22 protein-coding genes and 2 pseudogenes are annotated in these 22,348 nt (G+C 40.3%); 11 read left to right on the top strand and 13 right to left on the bottom strand.

The genetic code is table 11. From position 1 onward, the window contains the following. Positions 1-36 precede the first annotated feature (36 nt). From H6G69_RS24980 to H6G69_RS24970, 3 genes are all read right to left on the bottom strand, one after another. A complete protein-coding gene (locus H6G69_RS24980) occupies positions 37-729 on the bottom strand; it encodes a hypothetical protein (RefSeq protein ID WP_190691815.1) in 693 nt (230 codons plus the stop codon). A gap of 69 nt (positions 730-798) precedes the next feature. Beyond that, positions 799-1,527: a Uma2 family endonuclease gene (locus H6G69_RS24975; protein WP_190691814.1), complete on the bottom strand. Its 729-nt coding sequence runs from the start codon at positions 1,525-1,527 to the stop codon at positions 799-801. A gap of 25 nt (positions 1,528-1,552) precedes the next feature. Further along, the gene (locus H6G69_RS24970) at positions 1,553-2,200 is read right to left on the bottom strand and encodes a restriction endonuclease subunit R (RefSeq protein WP_190691813.1); all 648 of its coding nucleotides are present in this window, start codon (positions 2,198-2,200) and stop codon (positions 1,553-1,555) included. Between the two features lie 543 nt (positions 2,201-2,743). Between H6G69_RS24970 and acs the strand changes: the two genes are divergently transcribed. The 4 genes from acs to H6G69_RS24950 all read left to right on the top strand — a co-directional run bounded on the left by acs (position 2,744) and on the right by H6G69_RS24950 (position 5,587). Beyond that, positions 2,744-4,717, top strand: a complete 1,974-nt coding sequence (gene acs, locus H6G69_RS24965) for an acetate--CoA ligase (RefSeq protein ID WP_190691812.1) — start codon at positions 2,744-2,746, stop codon at positions 4,715-4,717. 170 nt (positions 4,718-4,887) lie between these two features. Continuing rightward, a complete protein-coding gene (locus H6G69_RS24960; protein ID WP_190691811.1) occupies positions 4,888-5,100 on the top strand; it encodes a hypothetical protein in 213 nt (70 codons plus the stop codon). Further along, complete coding sequence (locus tag H6G69_RS24955) at positions 5,087-5,359, top strand: type II toxin-antitoxin system RelE/ParE family toxin (RefSeq protein ID WP_190691810.1); 273 nt, start codon at positions 5,087-5,089, stop codon at positions 5,357-5,359. The genes H6G69_RS24960 and H6G69_RS24955 overlap by 14 nt, the downstream gene beginning before the upstream one ends. A gap of 3 nt (positions 5,360-5,362) precedes the next feature. Further along, complete coding sequence (locus H6G69_RS24950) at positions 5,363-5,587, top strand: type II toxin-antitoxin system MqsA family antitoxin (RefSeq protein WP_190691809.1); 225 nt, start codon at positions 5,363-5,365, stop codon at positions 5,585-5,587. Positions 5,588-6,004: 417 nt separating this feature from the next. Here the strand turns inward: H6G69_RS24950 and H6G69_RS24945 are convergent, their stop codons facing one another. After that, a complete protein-coding gene (locus H6G69_RS24945) occupies positions 6,005-8,986 on the bottom strand; it encodes a pentapeptide repeat-containing protein (protein ID WP_190691808.1) in 2,982 nt (993 codons plus the stop codon). A gap of 88 nt (positions 8,987-9,074) precedes the next feature. Between H6G69_RS24945 and H6G69_RS24940 the strand changes: the two genes are divergently transcribed. Further along, entirely contained in the window at positions 9,075-9,407 is a 333-nt protein-coding gene (locus H6G69_RS24940) for a hypothetical protein (protein WP_190691807.1), read from the top strand. Between the two features lie 167 nt (positions 9,408-9,574). Here H6G69_RS24940 and H6G69_RS24935 read toward each other — a convergent pair whose 3' ends face one another. Then, the gene (locus H6G69_RS24935) at positions 9,575-10,048 is read right to left on the bottom strand and encodes a hypothetical protein (protein ID WP_190691859.1); all 474 of its coding nucleotides are present in this window, start codon (positions 10,046-10,048) and stop codon (positions 9,575-9,577) included. A gap of 169 nt (positions 10,049-10,217) precedes the next feature. Between H6G69_RS24935 and H6G69_RS24930 the strand changes: the two genes are divergently transcribed. Both H6G69_RS24930 and H6G69_RS24925 read left to right on the top strand, forming a co-directional pair. After that, positions 10,218-10,766 carry a DapH/DapD/GlmU-related protein gene (locus H6G69_RS24930; protein ID WP_242072177.1) on the top strand — a complete coding sequence of 183 codons (549 nt, stop codon included), beginning with the start codon at positions 10,218-10,220 and terminating at the stop codon, positions 10,764-10,766. 287 nt (positions 10,767-11,053) lie between these two features. After that, a complete protein-coding gene (locus H6G69_RS24925; RefSeq protein ID WP_190691806.1) occupies positions 11,054-11,704 on the top strand; it encodes a tetratricopeptide repeat protein in 651 nt (216 codons plus the stop codon). A gap of 112 nt (positions 11,705-11,816) precedes the next feature. Here the strand turns inward: H6G69_RS24925 and H6G69_RS24920 are convergent, their stop codons facing one another. The 3 genes from H6G69_RS24920 to H6G69_RS24910 form a co-directional block, all read right to left on the bottom strand. Continuing rightward, complete coding sequence (locus H6G69_RS24920; protein ID WP_190691805.1) at positions 11,817-12,155, bottom strand: cupin domain-containing protein; 339 nt, start codon at positions 12,153-12,155, stop codon at positions 11,817-11,819. Further along, positions 12,152-15,046: a glycerol-3-phosphate acyltransferase gene (locus tag H6G69_RS24915; RefSeq protein WP_190691804.1), complete on the bottom strand. Its 2,895-nt coding sequence runs from the start codon at positions 15,044-15,046 to the stop codon at positions 12,152-12,154. The genes H6G69_RS24920 and H6G69_RS24915 overlap by 4 nt, the downstream gene beginning before the upstream one ends. A 171-nt stretch (positions 15,047-15,217) precedes the next feature. After that, positions 15,218-15,358: a hypothetical protein gene (locus H6G69_RS24910; RefSeq protein WP_190691803.1), complete on the bottom strand. Its 141-nt coding sequence runs from the start codon at positions 15,356-15,358 to the stop codon at positions 15,218-15,220. 333 nt (positions 15,359-15,691) lie between these two features. Here H6G69_RS24910 and H6G69_RS24905 point away from each other — a divergent pair, with 333 nt between their 5' ends. The 3 genes from H6G69_RS24905 (at position 15,692) to H6G69_RS24895 (ending at position 19,410) form a co-directional block, all read left to right on the top strand. After that, positions 15,692-16,660: a GDSL-type esterase/lipase family protein gene (locus tag H6G69_RS24905; protein ID WP_190691802.1), complete on the top strand. Its 969-nt coding sequence runs from the start codon at positions 15,692-15,694 to the stop codon at positions 16,658-16,660. A gap of 1,155 nt (positions 16,661-17,815) precedes the next feature. Continuing rightward, complete coding sequence (locus H6G69_RS24900) at positions 17,816-18,526, top strand: NYN domain-containing protein (RefSeq protein WP_190691801.1); 711 nt, start codon at positions 17,816-17,818, stop codon at positions 18,524-18,526. A 173-nt stretch (positions 18,527-18,699) separates the two neighbouring features. After that, positions 18,700-19,410, top strand: a complete 711-nt coding sequence (locus H6G69_RS24895; RefSeq protein ID WP_190691800.1) for a response regulator transcription factor — start codon at positions 18,700-18,702, stop codon at positions 19,408-19,410. Positions 19,411-19,457: 47 nt separating this feature from the next. On the opposite strand, the gene H6G69_RS24890 is transcribed toward H6G69_RS24895, so the two are convergent. The 5 genes and pseudogenes from H6G69_RS24890 to H6G69_RS24870 form a co-directional block, all read right to left on the bottom strand. After that, complete coding sequence (locus H6G69_RS24890; RefSeq protein WP_190691799.1) at positions 19,458-19,601, bottom strand: hypothetical protein; 144 nt, start codon at positions 19,599-19,601, stop codon at positions 19,458-19,460. A gap of 5 nt (positions 19,602-19,606) precedes the next feature. Further along, the gene (locus H6G69_RS24885; protein ID WP_190691798.1) at positions 19,607-20,281 is read right to left on the bottom strand and encodes a carbonic anhydrase; all 675 of its coding nucleotides are present in this window, start codon (positions 20,279-20,281) and stop codon (positions 19,607-19,609) included. A gap of 80 nt (positions 20,282-20,361) precedes the next feature. Next, the gene (locus H6G69_RS24880; RefSeq protein WP_190691797.1) at positions 20,362-20,655 is read right to left on the bottom strand and encodes a P-II family nitrogen regulator; all 294 of its coding nucleotides are present in this window, start codon (positions 20,653-20,655) and stop codon (positions 20,362-20,364) included. 4 nt (positions 20,656-20,659) lie between these two features. Next, a pseudogene (locus H6G69_RS24875) lies at positions 20,660-21,037 on the bottom strand (sodium-dependent bicarbonate transport family permease); the annotation flags it as partial. A 13-nt stretch (positions 21,038-21,050) separates the two neighbouring features. After that, positions 21,051-21,248, bottom strand: a pseudogene (locus H6G69_RS24870) (IS4 family transposase); the annotation flags it as partial. A gap of 308 nt (positions 21,249-21,556) precedes the next feature. Between H6G69_RS24870 and H6G69_RS24865 the strand changes: the two are divergent. Next, positions 21,557-22,132, top strand: a complete 576-nt coding sequence (locus tag H6G69_RS24865; RefSeq protein WP_190691857.1) for a Uma2 family endonuclease — start codon at positions 21,557-21,559, stop codon at positions 22,130-22,132. Positions 22,133-22,348 lie beyond the last annotated feature (216 nt).

Raw genomic sequence — 22,348 nt, 5'->3', positions numbered from 1 at the left:
GTGATAAGCAGTTAACTATATTAAATTCAGCAGTAATTAAGCAAATTTCAGATATTTGCCTTCAGCAAGATAATCACTGTTATACAAAGCAACGTTGACTAACTGATTAATGAAATTCGCATCTTTGGGATTGTAACTAACAAACAAGCCTCTTTCTATTTCCCATGAGTTGAGTGTGCTTTTCCAATCATGATATTTCTGGCTACTTAATTCTTCCGATACACTGGTAACTTGAATACATAAAGGTTGATTGTTGCGACTGCTAACAATTAAATCTGTTGCCATCGAAAGGTCGGCAATATACCTCTGCCAAAAACTACCTTCACGACTCACAATATCTTGCGCTATAGATTTAATAATATCATCATCAACTTGATTAAATTCACCCGACATTAATTTTTGTTTCCAAATATAAAATTTAGCGTCAGTTGAATTAATCCATTTAGGAAAAAGATAACCATACCAATATCTTTCATTTGCTGTCATTTGAGCAAACTTTGCTTGTTGTTCTGCTTGGGAAGGTAATGATTTAATCATTAACCAAATAGTAGAATCCGTAATTACTTCCAACAGAAAAGCCAGAACCAAAGGTTTTGCCGTCAGGGAACCTAACTTAATATCTTTAACCCAACGATTAATTTCATGCAATTTTCTCGCTAGATTTGGATCTACCAAGGATGCTTCCTCGATTAGTGATTTTAACTGCTCCTTAATCTCTTTTGCTTGCAAATGAGGCCCTACTTTTGGTCAATAATACTTATTCTATTTAAAAAACTTCGTATTAACTTTATGATGCGATCAAATATGGTCGGGGTCAATACCTTGCGCTAATAAAATCTCCCTTAACCGATTAACTTCAGCTTGGGCTTGTTGAGCGCGGGTTTCGGCTTGCTGGGCGCGGCTTTGTTCTTGCTGCGCTTTTTCTTCTGGTGTGGGTATTAACTGATTGTCAGTAGTAAAGTATCTTAATTTGCCCTCATACACGCCAAGATATAGTTCTAATTGTTGACTCCAGAGTTTGCCTGCTGGGGTGGGTGTAATTGACTGATATCTGCCTTCTACTAAATGAAATCCTTGAAACTCAAAAGTAACAGGGTCAAACCAGAAGTAATCAGGGGTGCGGAAGGTGTCTTGATAAATTTGTTTTTTCAAGCCTCTGTCTACTGCGGCTGTGGAATCTGACAAAATTTCGACAATTACATTGGGATATTTGCCGTCTTCATGCCAGACTATCCAACTATTACGGTCTCTTTTTTCTGTGCCTAATACCACGAAAAAATCTGGGCCGCGAAATTCTTCTGATTTTTTTTGCCTGGGGCTGTAGTAAATTGTCAAGTTACCAGAAGCATAGAAATCTTGTCTTTCTTGCCACCATAACTTTAAAGTGCGAATTAGCAGTTCAATTTGGTCACGGTGTAAATCACTTTCCAATGGTGGTTCGTCACTGAGTAAATCACTAGGCGGGAACAGTATACCATCTGCTGTAATTTCACTTTTGCTCCTGTCTACAATGGCAGGCTCAGACATAATCGGCTCTCAATATCTACGTTAATTATTTCTGAAGATTTACTAACTGACAGATGCCTTTAAGAACTTGTAATAACTCGATCGCATCGGGTGATTCATTAAGATTTAATAATGGCATGAGTTGATAGGTTGGCTGTTGAGTCCGGGTTACATGAACAAATTGATAAAGCTGTCCGTTGGTAACTAAACCCCACACAGATGGTTGTTGCTCTAAACTTTTAAAGGCGTAAGTAATTAATTGCGGTAAACCCTCACCCACATGGATCGCACTATTTTTTGTTTCAATCACTAAAATCCAAAAAGGTGCTGTGGTATGAGTCTGAGAGTTATTGACGGCTAAAATATCCATCCGTCCGGTAATTCTTCTGTCTTCATCTTCGACTGCGATCGCCACACTATCTTCCATTGTTAACCGAATCGGCACATCATAAAATCCAGCCAGCCGCATTAATGGCGCTAGTGTTAAAAATTTAACTAATCCTTCAGAAATTTTCCCCTCACTAGAGTAACGCTCAAAGTCATTTCTGATTCGCAATAAATCCTGCTGTTCAAGCTCAGAGACTGGTTCTAAACTTAAAAAGTCTGTAAATGAACCATTCGCCAGCTTTTCGAGTTTCAGCAAGCGATGAACATCGTTGAGTGATAAGTTACTAGCTTCGAGAATTAGCGGCATAGTGTGAAGTGTGAAGTATGAAGTGTGAAGTGTGAAATTTTATATAGGACTAATATTTGATTTCTGAAATGTACGTAGGATGTGTTAGCGACAGCGTAACGCATCTACCGCAAAGTTTTCGGTGCGTTACGGCTTACGCCTAACACGCCACTACTACATACTGAGATTTTTTCAGAAATCAAATCGGATTCCTATACTTATTTTATTTAACAGTTATCAGTAAAGAGTGATGTGTTTATCGTTGGGTTTAAATCCCCCACCATAGGCCTTGATAACTGTTCACTGTTCACTGATTTAATGGGAAAATCCTAAATACTCAACAGCAACTAGTACAGGTCAGTGGAAATCAAGCACTCATAATAAATTGCAGAAAAGCTCACTATCAGAGTTTCTTCATTTCAAACTTCAGACTTCAGACTTCAGGCTTTTTGTACTAGCCCCTAGCCCCTCTTTTCATCCAGCTTAACGAAAATCTAAACTCTTGAGAGCCTAACTAGGTTAAGAATGGTTTTTACTAACATATAGTGATTGTGCTGATCAACTATGTCTCAACCAACTATAGAGTCAATCTTACAAGAGAAGCGTTTATTCCATCCGGCGGCGGGATTCTCGCAAAACGCCCATATTAAAAGCTTAGAAGATTATCAACAACTTTACGATAAAGCCAAGGCTGACCCGGAAAAATTTTGGGCAGATTTAGCGTCAACCGAGTTGCATTGGTTTGAAAAGTGGCACACCATCCTAGATTGGCAACCACCGTTTGCTAAGTGGTTTGTTGGTGGGAAGACAAATATTTCTTACAACTGTTTAGATAGACATCTCACCACCTGGCGCAAGAATAAAGCGGCGTTGATTTGGGAAGGTGAACCAGGGGATTCCCGAACTTTAACTTACGCCCAACTACATCGGGAAGTTTGCCAGTTTGCCAATGTATTAAAGCAGTTGGGAGTCCAAAAAGGCGATCGCGTTGGTATTTATATGCCGATGATACCGGAAGCGGCGATCGCCATGTTAGCTTGTGCGAGAATTGGCGCACCCCACAGTGTGGTATTTGGTGGTTTTAGTGCCGAAGCTTTACGCGATCGCTTGATTGATGCCCAAGCTAAATTAGTGATTACGGCTGATGGTGGTTGGCGTAAAGATGCGATCGTTCCCTTGAAAGAACAAGTCGATAAAGCTTTGGCAGATGGGGCTGTTCCTTCTGTAGAAAATGTCTTGGTAGTCAAGCGCACCGGACAAGATATTTATATGCAGTTGGGCGGACGTGACCATTGGTGGCACGATTTACAAAAAGGTGTCTCGGCTGATTGTCCGGCGGAACCAATGGACAGCGAAGATATGCTGTTTATTCTTTACACTTCCGGTAGTACAGGCAAACCCAAGGGCGTTGTGCATACGACTGCTGGTTATAACTTGTACACCCATATCACCACTAAGTGGATTTTCGACTTGCAAGACACTGATGTTTATTGGTGTACTGCCGATGTGGGTTGGATTACCGGACATAGTTACATTGTCTATGGGCCATTATCCAACGGTGCAACCACGCTGATGTATGAAGGTGCGCCCCGTGCTTCTAATCCTGGTTGCTTCTGGGATGTAATTGAAAAATACGGTGTGAATATTTTCTACACTGCACCGACGGCGATTCGGGCGTTTATTAAAATGGGCGAACACCATCCCAAAACCCGTAACTTGTCTTCACTGCGCTTATTGGGAACCGTCGGCGAACCAATTAACCCCGAAGCTTGGATGTGGTATCACCGCGTAATTGGTGGCGATCGCTGCCCAATTGTCGATACTTGGTGGCAAACTGAAACAGGTGGAATTATGATTACACCCCTACCAGGGGCAATTCCCACTAAACCCGGTTCCGCAACCCGCCCCTTCCCCGGAATTTTGGCAGACATCGTTGATTTAGATGGTAATTCTTTAGGCGATAACGAAGGCGGCTATTTGGCAGTGCGCCATCCTTGGCCGGGGATGATGCGGACTGTTTACGGCGACCCTGAACGCTTCCGCCGCACTTATTGGGAACATATTCCACCGCAAGATGGCAAGTATACATACTTTGCTGGCGATGGCGCGAGACGCGATGAAGATGGTTATTTCTGGGTGATGGGACGAGTTGACGATGTGTTGAATGTCTCTGGACATCGCCTTGGAACTATGGAAATTGAATCAGCCTTAGTTTCTCACCCAGCCGTTGCAGAGGCGGCGGTAGTAGGTAAACCAGATGAACTCAAAGGTGAGGATGTTGTCGCTTTCGTCACCTTAGAAGGTACACATCAACCAAGTGAGGAACTGAGTAAAGAACTGAAAAAACACGTCGTGCAAGAGATTGGTGCGATCGCTCGTCCGGGTGAAATCCGCTTTACCGACGCTTTACCCAAAACGCGATCGGGCAAGATTATGCGGCGCTTGTTGCGTAACCTCGCCGCCGGACAAGAAGTTTCTGGTGACACCTCAACCTTAGAAGACCGTGGCGTATTAGATAAATTGCGCGAAGGTGCTTAAAGAGTGCTGAGTTAAAAGTGCTGAGTGCTGAGTAGCGCAACACATCATTTAATATTGTGGTGCGTTATGGACTTTAGTCCTAACGCACCCTACTAGTCCAAGATAAAATCATCGTATATAGCTGAAAGCTGAAGTAAAGCAGGCAAATAATCAATTCAGATGTAGTAAAAATGCTAGAAATAAGCAAAAATTACGTGATGGATGAAAATCAGCAACCTATTGCTGTACAAATTTCTATTGCTGACTTTGAAAAAATCGAAGAAATATTAGAAAACTACGGCTTGGTAAAGTTAATGGACGAGTTAGAAAATGATGAACGCCTGACTAAAGAAGAAGCTTTGAAATATTACCAGTCAGTGAAGAAAAAGAATGTGGCAAGTTGAATATACTAAAAAGTTTTTAAAAGAACTGGCAGATTTACCAGAAGATATTCAAGCCCGAATTGAACCCATTGTTTTTCAAGAATTAGAATCAGAAAATCCTTTTGACTTGGGTTATCTCCAAAAAATGAAGGGATACGAAGATAAATATAAAATTCGTGTAGGCAATTACAGAATAGGTATCACTGTTGACAAAGAAAGACAAACTTTAATTTGTCAACGAGTCGCACATCGTAAAGATATTTATAGGATTTTTCCTTAATTTATGCAATGTGTTATCTGTAAGCACGGCGAAACTCAACCAGGACTAGTGACAGTAACTTTAGAGCGAGATGATACTATCGTTATTCTTAAAGGTGTGCCAACAGAAGTTTGTAATAATTGCGGCGAATATTATTTAAGTGCTGCTGTTACAGAACAAGTTTTGCAACGTGCAGAAGAAGCAGTTAATAAAGGTGCTGAAGTTGAAATTTTACGCTATGTGGCATAGTCATGTAAAAATGTCAGAACAATGTTAGAAATAACCGTAGGTTGGGTGAAACGAAGTGGAACCCAACAAAGCCTACTTGATGATGTTGGGTTACGCTACCGCTCCACCCAACCTACGTTTTAATTTTACTTAAGCCGGAAGATGAGTAATTTTTATCGAGTTGCAGATAGCGGAATAGAAGAAATGTAGGTTGGATGAAACGAAGTGGAACCCAACAAAGCCTACTTGATGATGTTGGGTTACGCTACCGCTCCACCCAACCTACGTTTTAATTTTACTTAAGCCGGAAGATGAGTAATTTTTATCGAGTTGCAGATAGCGGAATAGAAGAAATGTAGGTTGGGTGAAACGAAGTGGAACCCAACAAAGCCTGCTTGATGATGTTGGGTTACGCTACCGCTCCACCCAACCTACGTTTTATTTTGCTACTTCATCTACAAAATTTGCTGGTAAAAGTTTCGGCCATTCAACAATTGCTCCTCGAAGATTCGCCCCTTGAAGATTCGCCCCTTGAAGATTCGCCCCTTGAAGATTCGCCCCTTGAAGATTCGCCCCTTGAAGTTTCGCCTCTTCAAGATTCGCCTCTTGAAGATTCGCCCCTTGAAGAATCGCCCCTTGAAGAATCGCCCATTGAAGATTCGCCCGTTGAAGATTCGCCTCTTCAAGATTCGCCCGTTGAAGATTCGCCTCTTCAAGATTCGCCTCTTCAAGATTCGCCCCTTGAAGAATCGCCCCTTGAAGAATCGCCCCTTGAAGAATCGCCCCTTGAAGAATCGCCCCTTGAAGATTCGCCTCTTGAAGATTCGCCCGTTCAAGAATCGCCTCTTGAAGATTCGCCCGTTCAAGAATCGCCTCTTGAAGATTCGCCCGTTCAAGATATGCCCCTTTAAGAATCGCCGCTTGAAGATCCGCCGCTTGAAGATCCGACCATCCAAGATTCGCCTCTTCAAGATTCGCTCGTTCAAGATTCGCTGTAAAAAAGTCTTTAGTAGTTAAAATACAGTTTTGTAAATCTAAAAAACTCAGGCAATCTAAGCACAATACATCAGCATCCCAACTCACTCGTTGCCCATGTAAACGAGAAATCCAAGCCCCAAAAGCATTAGAAGCTTTTGGTTCTTCAAATGCTTCAGAAGTTTCCAGATCAGGCCATTCAATTTTAGAAGTCTTTTGCGTCACCCTAGCACAAGCATTTAAAACAACTAACAAAGCTTCTTCAGCGTTACGCGCTTGTTGATTAGCTTGATGAAAACTTTTGATTTCCGGCAAAAGTTCCATTGGCATTCCGTGACGCAGCATAAAACTAATTAAATGAGACAAGCTTTGTTGCCAGTTTTCAACATCTGCGGGATTTTGTAAGCGGATTTCGTCGCAAATGAAATCGAACAGATACTTATCAATGGGAGATGTGCCACAAAGAATTGCCCAATTTTTTAATGCCTCTGTTTCATCCCATCCTTTACGATGATATCTATCTTTTTGACGTTCCTCTAACTGTTCGTGAATCCAAATCAATTCACGCACTATGCGTCTGGCTGTGAGATATTCACCAAAACTTTTGTGAGTGAATTCAAAGGTTTTTTCCTGTTCTTTAACTCCACTCTGCCGGAAATAAAATGCTGTCAAAAGACGAGTTACACCCGCTTCTGCTGCTTGCTGATATTCTTTAAATAGTTGATTGATATGACTATTAGTGCCACATTTCTTTTCAATCTTACTTACTGTTGTGGTTCTACCATCTCCATGCCAGCAAGCTAACGCGATTTCTTCGAGAATCAGCGCAAATTCTTCATCATCTGCAATGCTAAATTCTTGAGCTACGGGATGTTTTTGTTTATCACCCCAACGGCGTTCATAAACAGCTTTGAGTAAGTCTGCATAAATAGTATTTAAGTTGCTATTTTCTGAAAATTCCACTTCGCCACGGTCATAACTCAAAGCAACTAGATAATTTAACAAAGGTTGAGCAGTAATTTCTATTAGCTTTCCTTGGTTTAAAGCTACAGGTAAACCGTTATATTGCTTATTTTTAGCTTGGGAATACTTTTGCCACCAAAATTGCCGTTGATCTACATCAAGCAATTTGTTTTGGTCTTGGTATTTATCCCTTTCATTTTCAGGTATGAAGTAAGGCAGAATATGTAATATTTCTTGTGGGCATTTATCGAACTGATTTGTGTTGGCTTGCACTACTAACTCACGTCCAGTAATTAAAACTTGTAAGCGGGTTTCGTGCTGATTAGAGTTATCTAGTTTTCTTTCTACTTTCTGAATAAATTGTTTCGCTACTTCTGCACCCAGCTTACCCTGCATGGCGAGTTCATCTAAGCCATCAAAGATAATTAGTAAACGTGATTTATCATTATCTTCTAGGGGGTTATGTTGTAAAAAACCATTAGCTTTAACAAACTCACCAACTGCATTAACTAAATTATCTTCGACCTCAAAACGATGTAAAGGAATAAATAAAACTTGAATTTCTGCTTTTGCAGCTTGTTCAGCAGCAAAGATTTTAGCAAAAGAAGATTTACCACTACCAGGGCCACCACTAATTACCCGCATAGCATCTTGAGGTGCGGCTTTTGTTAACCAAGCTTCTAGCTCGGTTTTTAAGTTAACTACAACTTGCTCAAATTTTTCTGATTCTTGACTTTGACGAGAAGAATAACTATCTTTTTGAGGTTTAATCGGGACTTTATAATAAGCCCGCAAGGGTATATAGACTTTTTCTAAGCCAAAAGTTTCATCAAAAATTGGCTCTGCTATTTGTTTTTGTAGCCAAGCAGCATAACGTAACCATGAGCGTTCTTGTTCATTGGCTTGCGTAAAGGGGGTATCTACTTCTGCTTTAAGACAAGCATATTTATCTGGATGTTCTGCCCATTCTTGATGTAGAGCAAAGATAAAATAAGTAGGTAAGCGATCGCTAATTGTTTGAGCTTGAACTGTAGTTAGGCTAAAATATTGCAACCAATTACCAAAAGCACTGTTAATTGTGGCGAGAATTGGCAAATCTTTGGGATTGTTAAAAAAATCTTGGTCAATGCGTAACTCTTGAGTTTCTAAGGATTCGTTGAGGTGACTATACAATAATTCCAGGTCACTTTGATTTGGTGTTTCAAACAGAAAAGTTCGGTTTTCTTCTACCAAACTTAGCATTGCTTGAATCAAAGAACGATAAACCAGCAACCAGCCTATCTCTTCTGGTGTTTGCGCCCAACCAATTGCTGCTGATGCTTCTACTGCATCTTTGGCTACTTCTTGCCAATTTCCTAAAGCCCCATCTATAGCGGCTTTGCTCAGAGATTTGAATAGTTCTCTAACATCTAACTTTGGTGGTTTTCTCCAAAATCGAACAGGCTTACTGATAGATGTCCCAGATTCACTGCTCATGCTCATGGCAATTAAGTAACAAATACTGTTTTAACAATTAATTAAGCAGTGTTTTATTCTAAAATTTCCAAAATTCAGTTTAAAAATTAATATTTTGTCTGTAAAAGGCTTAACTTTCAGCCTCAGAGATTCAACTGTCAGCCTCAAAGGCTCAACTTTCAGCCTCGGAGGTTCAACTGTCAGCCTCAAAGGTTCAACTGTCAGCCTCAGAGGTTTAACCTTCAGCCTCAGAGGTTCAACTTTCAGCCTAAAAGGCTCAATCTTCAGCCTCAGAGGCTCAATTGTCAGCATAAAAGGCTCAACTTTCAGCCTAAAAGGCTCAATCTTCAGCCTCAAAGGGTTAGAACGTGAGTTCTACAAGTCTTTTTTGACCTCACCCCAACCCCTCTCCGAGGCGGAGAGGGGCTTAAATATCCTTAATTACTGACGAAAAATTGAGCTTTTGAAGCCTCTCTCCTTGTAGGGGAGAGGTTTGGAGAGGGGTTTGATTATGATTTTGGACTTTTCAAACATCCTCTAAGAAAAATACAAAATAGGGACACAAAATTTTTGTGTCCCTGTATCAATTATTAGTGCGATCGCCTATCCTAATCCTTACCCCGCCACAACTTCGGTTTTCTTTTTCTTAGTACGGCGGGTAAACCTACGTCCCATTTCATCAATGACGCTATTTAAACCTGCAACATCACCACTAGCTTTGGCATAGTTATAAACTGCTAAGGCTGCTGTGTATGCTTCACTACCAGAGGCCATGCAAGTATCATCTACCAGTTCTTGCAGTTGGGTCAACGACAACAGCACAGGATACAAGGCTTCATACAGTGCTAAGTCGCGCCGCATTTCTTCAACATCAAAAGAACGGGGTAAAAAGTCGGGGTTTTGGGTGGCTACTTCTAAAGCTTTGCTGACAAAGGCGCGGCTTTTATCGCCCATTTTGACAATTGTGCGACGGTCTTCGGTGGTCAAATCAATTAAAAACGGTAATTTTTCTTTGATAGTCGCAATTGCTTGCATAACTGCATCTTTATCTGCGGCGGACAATTTAGCACTGATGCGATTTTCTGCCATATTTACTACAAACTTGTACATGGTTGATTTCAGTATTCCCAAAGATGCAGTGCGATCGCTATTTTTTTTAGGGAATAATAAATCATTATCTTTGAGTAAATGTATGAAATCACTTACTAATACAATCACCAATAAATTAGAGCGTGTATTAATATCTTTCATTCCTCTCATGGTGAAGTGGGAAGAATACTGGCAACCGAAAGTCCGCCAATATAAACATCAAGAACTCAAAAATAAATTAAAATCTATTGGTTATGGTGTGCGATTTAAACATCAAATTCGCATTGAGCATCCACAAAATGTCTGTCTTGGCAACAAAATCTACATTGGGACAGATGTTTTATTAGATGGTCGTGGTGGAATTACAATTGGTGATAATACAACAATCGGGTTTAATACAATTATTTTATCTGCCAACCACGATTATCAAAGTAATGCTCTACCTTACGAACATGATGTTTACATTCATAAGCCTGTTGTGATTGGTCGCAATGTTTGGATTGGTGCAAATGTCTTAATTATTCCCGGAATTGTCATTGGCGATGGAGCGATTATTGCAGCAGGTACAGTGATAACTTCTAATGTGGAACCTTTAGCAATTGTCGGTGGTCAACCTCATAGAATCATCAAATATAGAGATAAAGAACATTATGAACGCCTTGCTCAAGAGCAATTAAGTCAAATTGAAGTGTTATCAACTACCACAGTTGAAGGTTAATCAGGTAAACATAATTAAGCGCATTAGCTCCAACACAGCAAAGCATCAGAGTATGGCGGCTCATACCAGTTCTATATGAAGATGCACTGAATTAGATAACGAACCACAAAGGGCGCATAGACGCGATAGCGGCTTCTCGAAGGGTAGGACACAAAGACAGAAATACGAGATAAATGATAAATGCAGCCTTACAGAGAATTGGTATCACCAAAATAAAATGAACAATATCAGATAATGCCCCGTCAAATTATTATAGGGATCAGGACATTAGTGAGGTATTGAAGGCGATGAAAGTTCAATCTGTTAGTAGTATAACGTTGATATCAATTGCAGCAATTGGAGTATCACAATTAACGTTAGCAGTTCCAACAATGGCTGCATTGCTTTATCCTACACAAATTAATGAAAAACCATCGTCTAACTTAGCTCAATTTAATGATGATAATCCAGAGCGATCGCAACTCATACAACAAGCTAATGCCTTATACTCTCAAAGAGATTTTAAGGGTGCAGAAACTAGTTTACGGCAGCTAATTAAAAAATATCCTGAAGATGCTTTTGCTCACTTTCAATTAGGCAATGTACTGCTGCGGCAAAAACAGCCAGAGGTGGCAATTAAATCTTATCAAGAAGCTATTCGGATTAAACCTAAATATGCTTTAGCTTACAATGCCCTTGGTGTTGCTTACGCCACTCAAGACCGATGGAATGAAGCGATTACTGAATATCGCAAAGCTTTAGAAATTAACCCCAATTATGGCGAAGCCATGACTAATTTAGGTCAAGCATTATGGCAAATTAATAAACGAGATGAAGCGGTAGCTTCTCTAGAAAAAGCTTTAAATATTTTTAAAACCCAAAGTAGAAATGATAAGGTTTATCAAATTGAACAAATGTTAAAACAGATTAGAAGTGTGAATGATCCTAGTGTTTCTTGATTAAAGTCCTCAGGTAAACTGTTGTATATGGAACTTGCATCAAATGGGCAGACAAGATGTCCGCCCCACAAGAGTTTGATGTAATTTTAATATGCAAACTAAGCTACTTAAATTATTCAATTCGCAAACCAAAATAGGTAAGCACAAGTTCGCCATCGCTATTATTAATTACTTCGTGAATTTCTCCTGGTTCAATGGCAATACAATTGCCGGGAAGCAAAGGATATTCTTGATTGTTCACACGAATTAAGCCAGAACCTGCTTCGACAAAAAACACTTCACACATATCTTGATGGGCGTGGGCTGTGGCTATGTTTCCCGGGGCAAAACGAGCTTGAGAAAAGTTGGTGAGGTGAGGTAAATCGCCGAAGCGTAACATCACCTTTTTTGTGATTTCGGGGTTATGAGAAACGGATTCTTCCGGCAAGTTATTCAAAGAAGTAATAATCATTCTGGTCTTAAGTCGTGAGATAGTTCTACAATACCCCTAGATCCGTCGATTCTGACGCGTTGACCATCTTGTAACAACCAAGTTGCGCCGCGTACATCCATGACTGCCGGAATGCCATATTCACGGGCGACAATTGCCCCGTGGGAAAGTCTACCGCCAACTTCGGCAATAAGTCCACCAGCCCTAACTAATAAAGGCGCCCAGCCAGAATCGGTGTAGGGTACGACTAAAATTGTCTCCCGGTCGATGTAAGGCGTATCTTCTAAGTTGCGCACTACTTTGATCCGACCTTCCGCTTGTCCGTGGCTGGCAGGTATACCTTGTAATACTTGGTCAGAGTATAAGGGAGAGGGGGCGAGAGGATGGGGTGGTGTATTGCCGTAAATTAACAGGGGAACTTGGGGAATTTTGCTATCTTCGAGGAATTGCGATCGCCGATACTCTATAATTTCGGGCAAGCGTTCTCTTAATGAAGCCGCATCACCAGCTATTAGTTGCCTAATTTCCCCAATTTCTAAGAAAAAGATATCTCCGGCTGCTGGCAACAAACCGGAATTTAACCAAGCTTTTTCAATCGCTACAAATCGCCAGCGCAGTTGAGCTAATAAGCGCGAATAAACTTCTGTCACCCGCCCTTTAATATCTATACGTTCTTGAACGAAGCCGCGTTTACGCTTACCTGATAAAGCCCGATTAATCGGGTCAACACCGCCTACATCTGACTGATTGCCTTGAATTAACTGCACAAATAATTGCTGCACTGGGCGGGGGTCTTCTTTCCAGGTAGGGACAGCTATGTTTGTACCCACCTCACTTAAATAGCCGTAATCTTCTAGTAGTTCATGAAATTCGTAAAGAATTTTTTGTCCGGCGGGGGTTTGTTCTAACTGTTCAAATACTTGATCTGGCTCAACATCAGTTAATATTTGGGCAGCATCGGCGGCTAAAGCACTGAGCGATCGCAATGCAGCGACTTCTGGTGTCACACTGTTATCAATCTGCCCATCTTTGACCCGAAAAATTGACTGTCGAATGGCGGCACTCAAGGGGGCTAAGATGCTGTAATAAGTACCACGCCGCAATAATTCTAAGTTAAAGTCAATTCTCTCTAATATCTGGGATGGCTCCATATCTTCAATTGACTCATGGGCCAGTTGCGATAAACCAGGAATAAATAATTCGCGGTAATCTTGCTTAAAGTCTTTGTCTAAATTGAGTTCCTGCTTGAGTAACTGCATTAATCCTGGGAGATTCTGCACAGTTGACTGCAAGGGCGGTTTACTCATTTTCGCGCCTCTGGTGAGAAATTCTAAACTTTCCGGCGGTAAGCCCATCCGCAGAAAAATATCTCCTAAGAGGGAGGCATTAAAATAAGCTCGGGAATAGTGCAGTGTGGAGGTTTCGGTAAAATCTAACCCCGAAGCGCGATCGCCTAATACAATTGTGAAAATATCCCCCCAAACACCACAAGTTAACGGGCAATTAATTGACCAGGTTAAGGGATGAATCACACCGGGAATTACTTCGGCGGCAATTTTGCGCGTCCAGATAGGTAACAAAGTGGTAATTGGTCTAGCTTGCAACACCCACAAGGTTTGACCGTCGTAACTCCATTCAATGTCTTGGGGAATACCGTGATAGCGTTTTTCGATGCGGTAGGCAAGGTAGGCGACTTGTTTAATAATGGCTTGGGGAACTTGCCCTGTTCCTTCTAAATGAATCGAAGAAATATTATCTGTCTCCACGACAAAGGCGCGATATTGCTCTGGTGTGACTTGTCCAGAGACAACTTGAATCGGACTACCGGGCAAAGCTTCAATCACAATAGCATCGCCTTGCTGCGTAATCGGGTCGCGGGTAAAAGCTACCCCTGAATACACGCTTTGGACTTGTTGCTGCACCAAAACTGCCATTGCTGTATCTGGTAAACCACGATCGCTACGATATTGTACCGCCAAGATATCGTTGTAGGAATCTCTCACTTGGGCGATCGCAATTTGCAACTGTTGTTTGCTAGTGACATTCACCACTGTTTCATACTGTCCAGCCGCAGAAGCTTGTTCGGAATCTTCCCCAATTGCCGAAGAACGCACAATTAAAGGCGATAACTCCGAAGGTTGCAAAATGGCAATTAATTTTTCCGGATCGTTACCTGGAGTAACTATCCACCCTTTAGGCACAGGATAGCCCCAACGCTTTATTTGAGATAGGGTAGCGGCTTTCTCGCCCACTATAGAGGCTTCTAACTCATTATCTAAGGTCAAAATGGGTCGATCGCCTTGCAAATTTTCTAATGTTGCTTGTGTGTCTGTCTGGGCTTCGGCAACGGGTAAATCTAAATCATCTGGCAGTTGTGTATAAATCCATCCTAGTAAGATGGCTAGAGCGATCGCTGCTAGGATTCTAAATACATCATCAGAATGCAAGATAGTCACAAACAACGGAAATAAAACTAATATCCCGTACTTGGTAAATTTTTTGTTGCGGAATACTAAAAACGTTGTCAGTGACAAAAAAGTTACAAAAATTGCCACAGGTGGATCGTGGATGACAAATCCCCAAGCCACATTAGTTGTCCCCGCCCCTCTACCTAAGCCAAATCTACCCAAGACTAAGGCAATTAAAGCGACGATTTCCCACGGCGAACCATCGGGGAAAAAAGCCCGCGTCAGAAAAACTGCGGCGATACCTTTTAGAGCTTCTGACAATACAGCCAAAAGCCCTACCCAAGTTCCGCCATGATAAAAAGCAGCTGATACGCTAATGTTTCTTGTGCCGATTTGTGATAACTGCCTACCTGTTAATCCCTGAGTAATCCAGGCAATTAGCGGTAACGCTCCTAATAAGGGGCAGGCAATTAATATAACAAGGACACCCCAAAGTTCAAGCATTGTTGATATTGGATTTTAGATGCAATCTTAATCTAAAATCTCAAATCTCAAATTCTAAATTTTTTGTTTAAGTTATTTAACGATTTTATTGGGACTTTTTTTATATGCTTAAGGGACACTTAGCAGTAGTTTGCTAGTGTCCTTGGAGACAAATAATTCTTAAGCTCTTGGTTAGTTTAGCGCGTAGGCAGCTTGCAATGCCCAAATAATCAGGCCTGCAATCGAACCTAACAGCAACACAGTAGAGACAGTCACTATTTTTGGAGAGTCTGCACCCTCAAATTTCATAATTCCTCTATTTAAGTCGGACATGACTATTGAATCCTCCTTTGTTAGAGTCCGAATTTGTCCGTTTTGATTGTAGTCTTTCTATTCGCAAAACAACTCAAACCTCTCATAATATTTTGTTTAAGCTTTGCAACAAATACATCGCCATTTTTACTTATGCCGTTAGAGGTAATATTTCACTTTATACAAAGAATATCTGTATATCTAGATTTACTTACCCAGAAGTAATCATCTTGAGCCTGAATTATGGGCTTTTCTCAGTAATTATCGGATTTAACTAGCAATCTACTCACCCTAATCAGTTAAAAACATACAGTATATTTAATTACTTAGATTAAAGTTGGAGAAAATGAGCCAGTGCGATTAATATTTTTAATTATTGGTGTTTTGCTGGGGCTGCTAGTCTTAGTGGAGATAGGTTTGCGATCGCTATTTGGTTTTGGCAACCCCTTAATTTACCTAGGTGATGACCAAATTGGTTACTTGTTAGCACCTAACCAGCAAACCCGCCGCTTTGGTAATCAAATTGAGATTAACCAATTTTCAATGCGTAGCAGTCCTATCGAGAAGATACCTGCGCCGTCAACGCTGCGAGTGCTGTTGTTAGGCGACTCCATTGCCAATGGGGGCTGGTGGACAGATCAAAAGAATACTATTTCTAGTTTGATCATGAATTCGCTAAAATCAGCGATCGCTGACAAATATCAGCAAGTAGAAGTTTTGAATGCGTCGGCTAATTCTTGGGGGCCGAGAAATGAGTTAGCTTATTTGCAGCGATTTGGCAATTTTGGGGCTGAGGTTGTCATTTTGTTAATTAATACCGATGATTTGTTTGCGACTAGCCCGACAGCTTTACCTGTAGGACGAGATCGCAACTATCCCGATACTAAACCAGCTTTGGCATTAATAGAAGTTTGGCAGCGTTACCTGACTCAGGCGCAACCCATACCGGAACTCCAAGCAATTCAGCAAGAAGCAGGCGATCGCGTCGGTGTTAATCTAGAGGCCATTAGCAAAATCCAAGCTTTGGCAAATCAACACAACAGCAAATTTCTCTTAGCCATGACTCCCTTACTGCGAGAAGTGGGTAAACCAGGCCCTCTTGATTATGAAATCACCGCCCGACAAAGGTTGAGCGAGTTTACCAAAGCCCAGCAAATCCCCTATATAGATTTTTTGCAATTATTTAACGCCAGCCCAAACCCCCAAGCGTTGTACCACGACACTATTCACATGAACTTACAGGGGAATCAGTTTGTCAGTGGAGTTATGGAGCGATCGCTACTAGAAATATTAGACTTAAAGTCACATAATTCTCTGTCTTAACCCTATATTCAGCTAAATTAATCAAAAAATCTGCGGTTTTCAGCTATTAATTTGCTGACTAATTTTTACCAAGCCACCTACAGCAATTATCAATACTCAAAATTTGCTGTTTTTGTCGCCATTTTCTCGGAAAAATATCAAAAAACAACCTCCCTGGTCAAAAAACCGTGGAGGAGATGAGCAAAGACATTTTGTGGACTAGTCTATAAATAAATGTATCTCTTTTTTTGACTTTTGCCCTCTATCTTAAGAAGAATTAAAGATGAAGTCTCTCATTTATCTGATTGAGAAAATGATTAACCGCTTATTTGATGGATTAAATAAATTGCTAAAATCTATAGCGTTTCCTAGTCTGCTGAAGTACAAATTTCTGCGTACCTCTGCGCTTAACTCTGCGACCCTCTGCGTTTCAAAATATTACCTGTACCTCACTTAACTGGGAATCGCTATATATACCAAAAATTATCTATTATTTCTGCACCTCATCAAACAATGTGCTAAATTATTCAATCTCAGCAATCAAACAATTTGCTAAATCAAATCTGCTATGTATTATTCAATCCGTTGTAAATAAACATAGGTTGAATTTTTTGTAATTCATATATCAACTAAAACCGCAATATTTTTAGTAATTAATACTCATGCAATCAAATGTCATCAAAAGCTTGATTGAAGGATTTTGCCATACAGTTGTACAATGACAATAGATGCCAATCGTTCTTTACCATTTACCTGACAGGAAGCAGTCTCCAAATCAGTTTTAGCATCCTGTGATCAGAAACAGGTAAATATTCAAGGTCAAGAGCCACATATTTGTAGGCAGAGGGAATATCTCGTAAAACTCGCTGTGCTTAGAGTCCAACACTCTGGAGCATTCATTTTTGGAATCTGCATAGTTAACACAATCTGTGTAGCTTAAGCTCATGCATTTAGATACTGCACTGTTTTTGTTAATGCCTTATTTAGTCATCCCCAAATCAATGACTAATAAATCATAACAAAACATAACCCCTACAAATCAAAGTGCAAGTTAAATGCTTTAGCTTAAAGACTCGTAAATTAATACCATTTGTCGCTAGATAAACACACTAGCACAGATGTTTACTTGGTAATTTCTCAACAGCCTTGACAAATTTAAATTTTTCCGAGGAGTCAATGACTTTCACTAATTTTACCAAACCTAGAAATTCCTATAAACACCACGAAGATGAAGTACATTCATCAAGCAAAATCTTGCTCAAACATCATCTTAAAGGTGAGAATTCATCCAGAAGAGAAACTAGAACCGATAGTTCTCCAATCAATGGATTAAACCGTGGGCGAGTTGCTATTTTTATTGATGGTGTCAATTTATTTCATGCCGCTTTGCAATTAGGGATCGAAATTGACTATCTCAAATTGCTGTGTCGATTAACATCTGGTTCGCGCCTGTTACGAGCTTTTTTCTATACAGTAGTGGATGTTACAAGACAAAACCCAACCCGCCCGCGCGCGAATGAAAAACAACAGGGTTTTTTATTTTGGATGCGTCGCAATGGTTATCGGGTGGTTGCGAAAGAAGTTCAACTCACAGATGCTACCAAAAAACCCAATTTGAATGTAGAAATTGCTGTTGATATGATTACCTTAGCTCCTTACTACGATACTGCAATTTTAGTTAGTGGTGATGGAGCTTTAGCGTATGCGGTTGATGCTGTCACTAGCAAAGGTGGTCGGGTGGAAGTAGTCAGTTTGCGAACCATGACCAGCGACAGTTTGATTGATGTTGCCGACTATTTTATTGATCTTGAGAACATTAAACAAGAAATCCAAAAGGATTCTCATTTGGGTTACAACTACCGCACGTTGTCTAATTCGCAGCTTTAACTAACTGCTTTTCTTTGTGGATAGGGAACGGGAAGCAGACTGCAGACGGTAGGTTTTTTCTGTGCTTGTTTATTTGGAAATAAGATTAGCTGTAAATGCCAGCCGATTTTTAGAGTACAATGACAAGCCAGTAAATCACTCTGTGTCGTCTGCTTAATCCTATCCTAGGTGCAATGGATATTTTAATCGTTGAAGATGAAGCTGAAATTGCTCAGTTAATCCAAATTTCTCTAGAAAAAGAAGGATTTTCTTGTAGCGTCAGCCGTGATGGTGTGAATGCGTTGCGGATGTTTCAAGAAAAACCACCTGATTTAATTATTCTAGATTTAATGATTCCTGGGTTGGATGGGTTGGAAGTATGTGCCAGAATTCGTCAAAAGCCTGGTGCAAAAGACCCTTATATTTTGATGTTGACTGCGAAGGGTGAAGAAATAGATCGGGTAATTGGTCTATCTACTGGTGCTGATGACTACATGGTTAAACCCTTTAGTCCTCGGGAGTTAGTTGCTAGGGTCAGGGCGTTATTACGTCGTAGCTTGCGCCAAGGTGGCCAGAATCAACTAATTCGGACTCAAAGCTTTATCGTAGATGTTGAACAACGCACAGCTTCGCGTCAGATAAATTCCCAAGAACCAGAAATTCTCGATTTAACTAACTTGGAATTTAATTTGTTAACTACCTTTGTCAGCAACCCCGGACGAGTTTGGAACCGGACGCAATTAATTGACAAACTGTGGGGAGATGACTTTTTTGGGGATGAACGGGTTGTAGATACTCATGTAGCGCGGTTGCGGAAAAAGATTGAGCCAGACCCAGCTAGTCCATCTTTTATTAAAACTGTTGTTGGGGTTGGCTATAAATTTGAAGACTCTCCGGTGTTGTAAATGTGGAGAATCAACACCATAAGCTGTTAATCACTGAATTTGCTTGTTTAGACGGCAAGGGGAGCTAGTGCGTTGGGCGAGTTTCCCGACTTACAGCGACTGGCGTGGCCGAGGAAAGTAAAAATATCAGCGATCGCTATTTTTGAGGTAGAGTGATTACTGATGCGATCGCTACATATTTGCTCTGGCACAAACACTACTGTAACTGGGCGCAAATTAAAGGATTTGGTACAGGAAATGGCCGATTTTCTAGAATCTTAAATTGACCAGTCTGAGCGTCATAAGCAAACACTTCTCCACTTTCAATTTCATAAATCCAAGCGTGAAGTGTCAATTGACCACTGTGGAGTCGAGAACGAATAATCGGGTGAGTTTCTAAATTTTCTATCTGGGTAAGAACATTCTGTTCAATGGCTATTTTTAACAGCTTATCATTAGAACAATCTGGGTAGTTATCTAAAACTAAGCGGCGAGTAGGTTCAGCATAATGCCGCAACCAATCATAAACTAAAGGCATTTGATGAGCTAAGTTACCTATCTGCAATAGTCCTCTCATCGCCCCACAATGAGAATGGCCGCAAATAACAATATCTTTAATATTTAAAGCTTGCACAGCATATTCTATCCCTGCACCTTCAGCACCATGCGGTGTTCCGTAAGGAGGGATAATATTACCAACATTCCGGATAACGAATAATTCTCCAGGTTGGCTTTGAGTAATCAAACAAGGGTCAATACGAGAGTCTGAGCAAGTAATAAATAATACTTCTGGATTTTGGCCTTGTGATAAATTTTCAAATAGTTCTCGGTGTGTACTAAAATAATTGTCGTGAAATTCATTCAGCCCCTCAATTATTCGTTTGATTGGCACGGATAAATACTCCTCACTCACAAAATTTATTTTGATTTATAGAGACGCAGATAGTAATAACGCGTCTCATCAGAGCTTACCTAATGTGCAATCCATTTGGCATCAGAAACAATACACACCCCACCAAATTTTTTCAAAATTGGCTCAATTGCTGTGACTAATTGTTGTTCTTGTTCTAATGTGCAAACACTCATCACATAGCCATTAGTCAGTGTATGGCTTTCTAAATCATTAAAAACTCTACCTCTATCGCCTTTACCTGTGACATCTTCAATGACTGTATAGCCAGAAACACCTGCTTTGTCTAAAATTTCTAAAACTTTTGGCAGTTCTAAAGAATTGGTGACTATTTCAATTTTTTTAATAGCTTCCATTCTCTTAAACTCCAATTGCTTTGATAATGTTGAAGTACAAAGGAATGCCGATAATAATGTTGAAAGGAAAAGTTAAAGCTAAAGCCATAGACACATACAAACTAGGGTTAGCTTCTGGAACTGTCATTCTCATAGCGGCGGGAACTGCAATATAAGAAGCACTAGCACACAAAACCGCAAATAGTAAAGCATTTCCTTCAGACATACCAATTAATTTCGCTAAAATTATGCCGATAATTGCATTAGCTACAGGCATAAAAATAGAGAAAGCAATCAAAAATGAGCCAGTCTTTTGCATATCTTTAATTCTTCTAGCGGCTACCATCCCCATATCTAAAAGAAAGAATGCTAAAACGCCATAAAAAATATCTTGGGTAAAGGGCATTTGTCACAAGTTAAGGCTGTGAGGCAGTTGTCAAGGGGGTTTGAGAAGATGGCTGAAAGAAAAATTCAGGTGTGCCTCGTTGTTGATCAGGGAAGGGTGCAACGATGAGCTTCATGTTTGGTTTTCGTTGCCGTTTAACAATACCTAAATCTTGGTTTTCTGGCGCAGCGAAATACTTGATAGGGTCAGTTGCCTTACCTTTTTGATGATTTTAGAATCATCGTACAGTCAGCCAATCGTCATTCATTGTTCCAGACTGATTCACTGGTAATAACGGCTACCCTACGGGTTCTGCGAAGCAGTACAGCCCTAGTTTTGTACCACGGAAATGCTCATTAGCTTAATTGCGATCGCATCTTTGTCGCACAGCAGAACTTTCCAAAATAATGGGGAAATTATGACACTACTCAAAACCTTTATCAGTAAAGAGTTTAAAGAATTTTCAACCGTTTTATTTGAGATTTTTGCTGAAAATCAAGTCTACTATAGAAAATGAGCTTAATCAAAGATTACGCCATGACACAGACAACAACAGAGCATCTATACTCTTTTGAAGAATATCTTGCTTATAACGATGGTACTGATAACCGTTATGAACTGGTGGATGGAAACCTAGAACTTATGAATCCGCCAACTTTCCGACATTTACTGATTTCTAAATTTATTGAACTAGCATTTGACACAGAAATCAATCGCCTGAGTTTACCTTGGCTATGCTTTAGAGAAGCGGGAGTAAGAACGGGATGGCGGAAGTCAAGATTACCTGATGTTTATGTTGTCACAACTGAACAGGTAAAGGAATTCCTTGATGAGTCGGCTGTTTGTCAGACTGCGCCGATATTAGTAGTGGAAGTGGTGAGTCTTGATTCAGTGAAGCGCGATTATCGCTATAAACGTTCTGAATATGCGGCGTTGGAGATTCCTGAATATTGGATTGTAGACCCAATAGAATCAAAAATTACAATTTTATTGTTGTCAGAAGGATTGTACGAAGAACAAGAATTTAGCGGAAGTCAGCAAATTATGTCTGCAACTTTTCCAGAAATTGTGCTGACAGTTGCACAAATTTTAGCTGTGGGTAATATTGAGTAGAAAATCGAGATTCTTTCCTCTACTTAGTTGCCTTCATAAGGATAAAGTTTATTCTTCTTTTACTATCAAAAAGTTGCAAATTAATTAACAAAATTGGAACATAACTCTAAGAGGATGTTTGGAAAGTCTAAAAAAGCTCCAGTAACGCTATTGTGTCAGTAGATAAAAATGCGACAGGGTTACTAGAGCAATGTCTACATCATACCCAACAGACCT

Origin of the sequence: Nostoc sp. FACHB-110, from assembly GCF_014697425.1 — a bacterium.
Taxonomy (GTDB): domain Bacteria; phylum Cyanobacteriota; class Cyanobacteriia; order Cyanobacteriales; family Nostocaceae; genus Nostoc_B.
This window is presented reverse-complemented; position numbering and strand designations above follow the sequence as displayed.

Coding starts and splice junctions, on each gene's coding strand:
- H6G69_RS24970 (WP_190691813.1), bottom strand. CDS start 2,200: ATGCCGCTAATTCTCGAAGCTAGTAACTTATCACTCAACGATGTTCAT.
- acs (WP_190691812.1), top strand. CDS start 2,744: ATGTCTCAACCAACTATAGAGTCAATCTTACAAGAGAAGCGTTTATTC.
- H6G69_RS24960 (WP_190691811.1), top strand. CDS start 4,888: ATGCTAGAAATAAGCAAAAATTACGTGATGGATGAAAATCAGCAACCT.
- H6G69_RS24975 (WP_190691814.1), bottom strand. CDS start 1,527: ATGTCTGAGCCTGCCATTGTAGACAGGAGCAAAAGTGAAATTACAGCA.
- H6G69_RS24950 (WP_190691809.1), top strand. CDS start 5,363: ATGCAATGTGTTATCTGTAAGCACGGCGAAACTCAACCAGGACTAGTG.
- H6G69_RS24880 (WP_190691797.1), bottom strand. CDS start 20,655: ATGGAAGCTATTAAAAAAATTGAAATAGTCACCAATTCTTTAGAACTG.
- H6G69_RS24895 (WP_190691800.1), top strand. CDS start 18,700: ATGGATATTTTAATCGTTGAAGATGAAGCTGAAATTGCTCAGTTAATC.
- H6G69_RS24910 (WP_190691803.1), bottom strand. CDS start 15,358: ATGTCCGACTTAAATAGAGGAATTATGAAATTTGAGGGTGCAGACTCT.
- H6G69_RS24865 (WP_190691857.1), top strand. CDS start 21,557: ATGACACAGACAACAACAGAGCATCTATACTCTTTTGAAGAATATCTT.
- H6G69_RS24955 (WP_190691810.1), top strand. CDS start 5,087: ATGTGGCAAGTTGAATATACTAAAAAGTTTTTAAAAGAACTGGCAGAT.
- H6G69_RS24945 (WP_190691808.1), bottom strand. CDS start 8,986: ATGAGCATGAGCAGTGAATCTGGGACATCTATCAGTAAGCCTGTTCGA.
- H6G69_RS24915 (WP_190691804.1), bottom strand. CDS start 15,046: ATGCTTGAACTTTGGGGTGTCCTTGTTATATTAATTGCCTGCCCCTTA.
- H6G69_RS24925 (WP_190691806.1), top strand. CDS start 11,054: ATGAAAGTTCAATCTGTTAGTAGTATAACGTTGATATCAATTGCAGCA.
- H6G69_RS24935 (WP_190691859.1), bottom strand. CDS start 10,048: ATGGCAGAAAATCGCATCAGTGCTAAATTGTCCGCCGCAGATAAAGAT.
- H6G69_RS24900 (WP_190691801.1), top strand. CDS start 17,816: ATGACTTTCACTAATTTTACCAAACCTAGAAATTCCTATAAACACCAC.
- H6G69_RS24920 (WP_190691805.1), bottom strand. CDS start 12,155: ATGATTATTACTTCTTTGAATAACTTGCCGGAAGAATCCGTTTCTCAT.
- H6G69_RS24930 (WP_242072177.1), top strand. CDS start 10,218: ATGGTGAAGTGGGAAGAATACTGGCAACCGAAAGTCCGCCAATATAAA.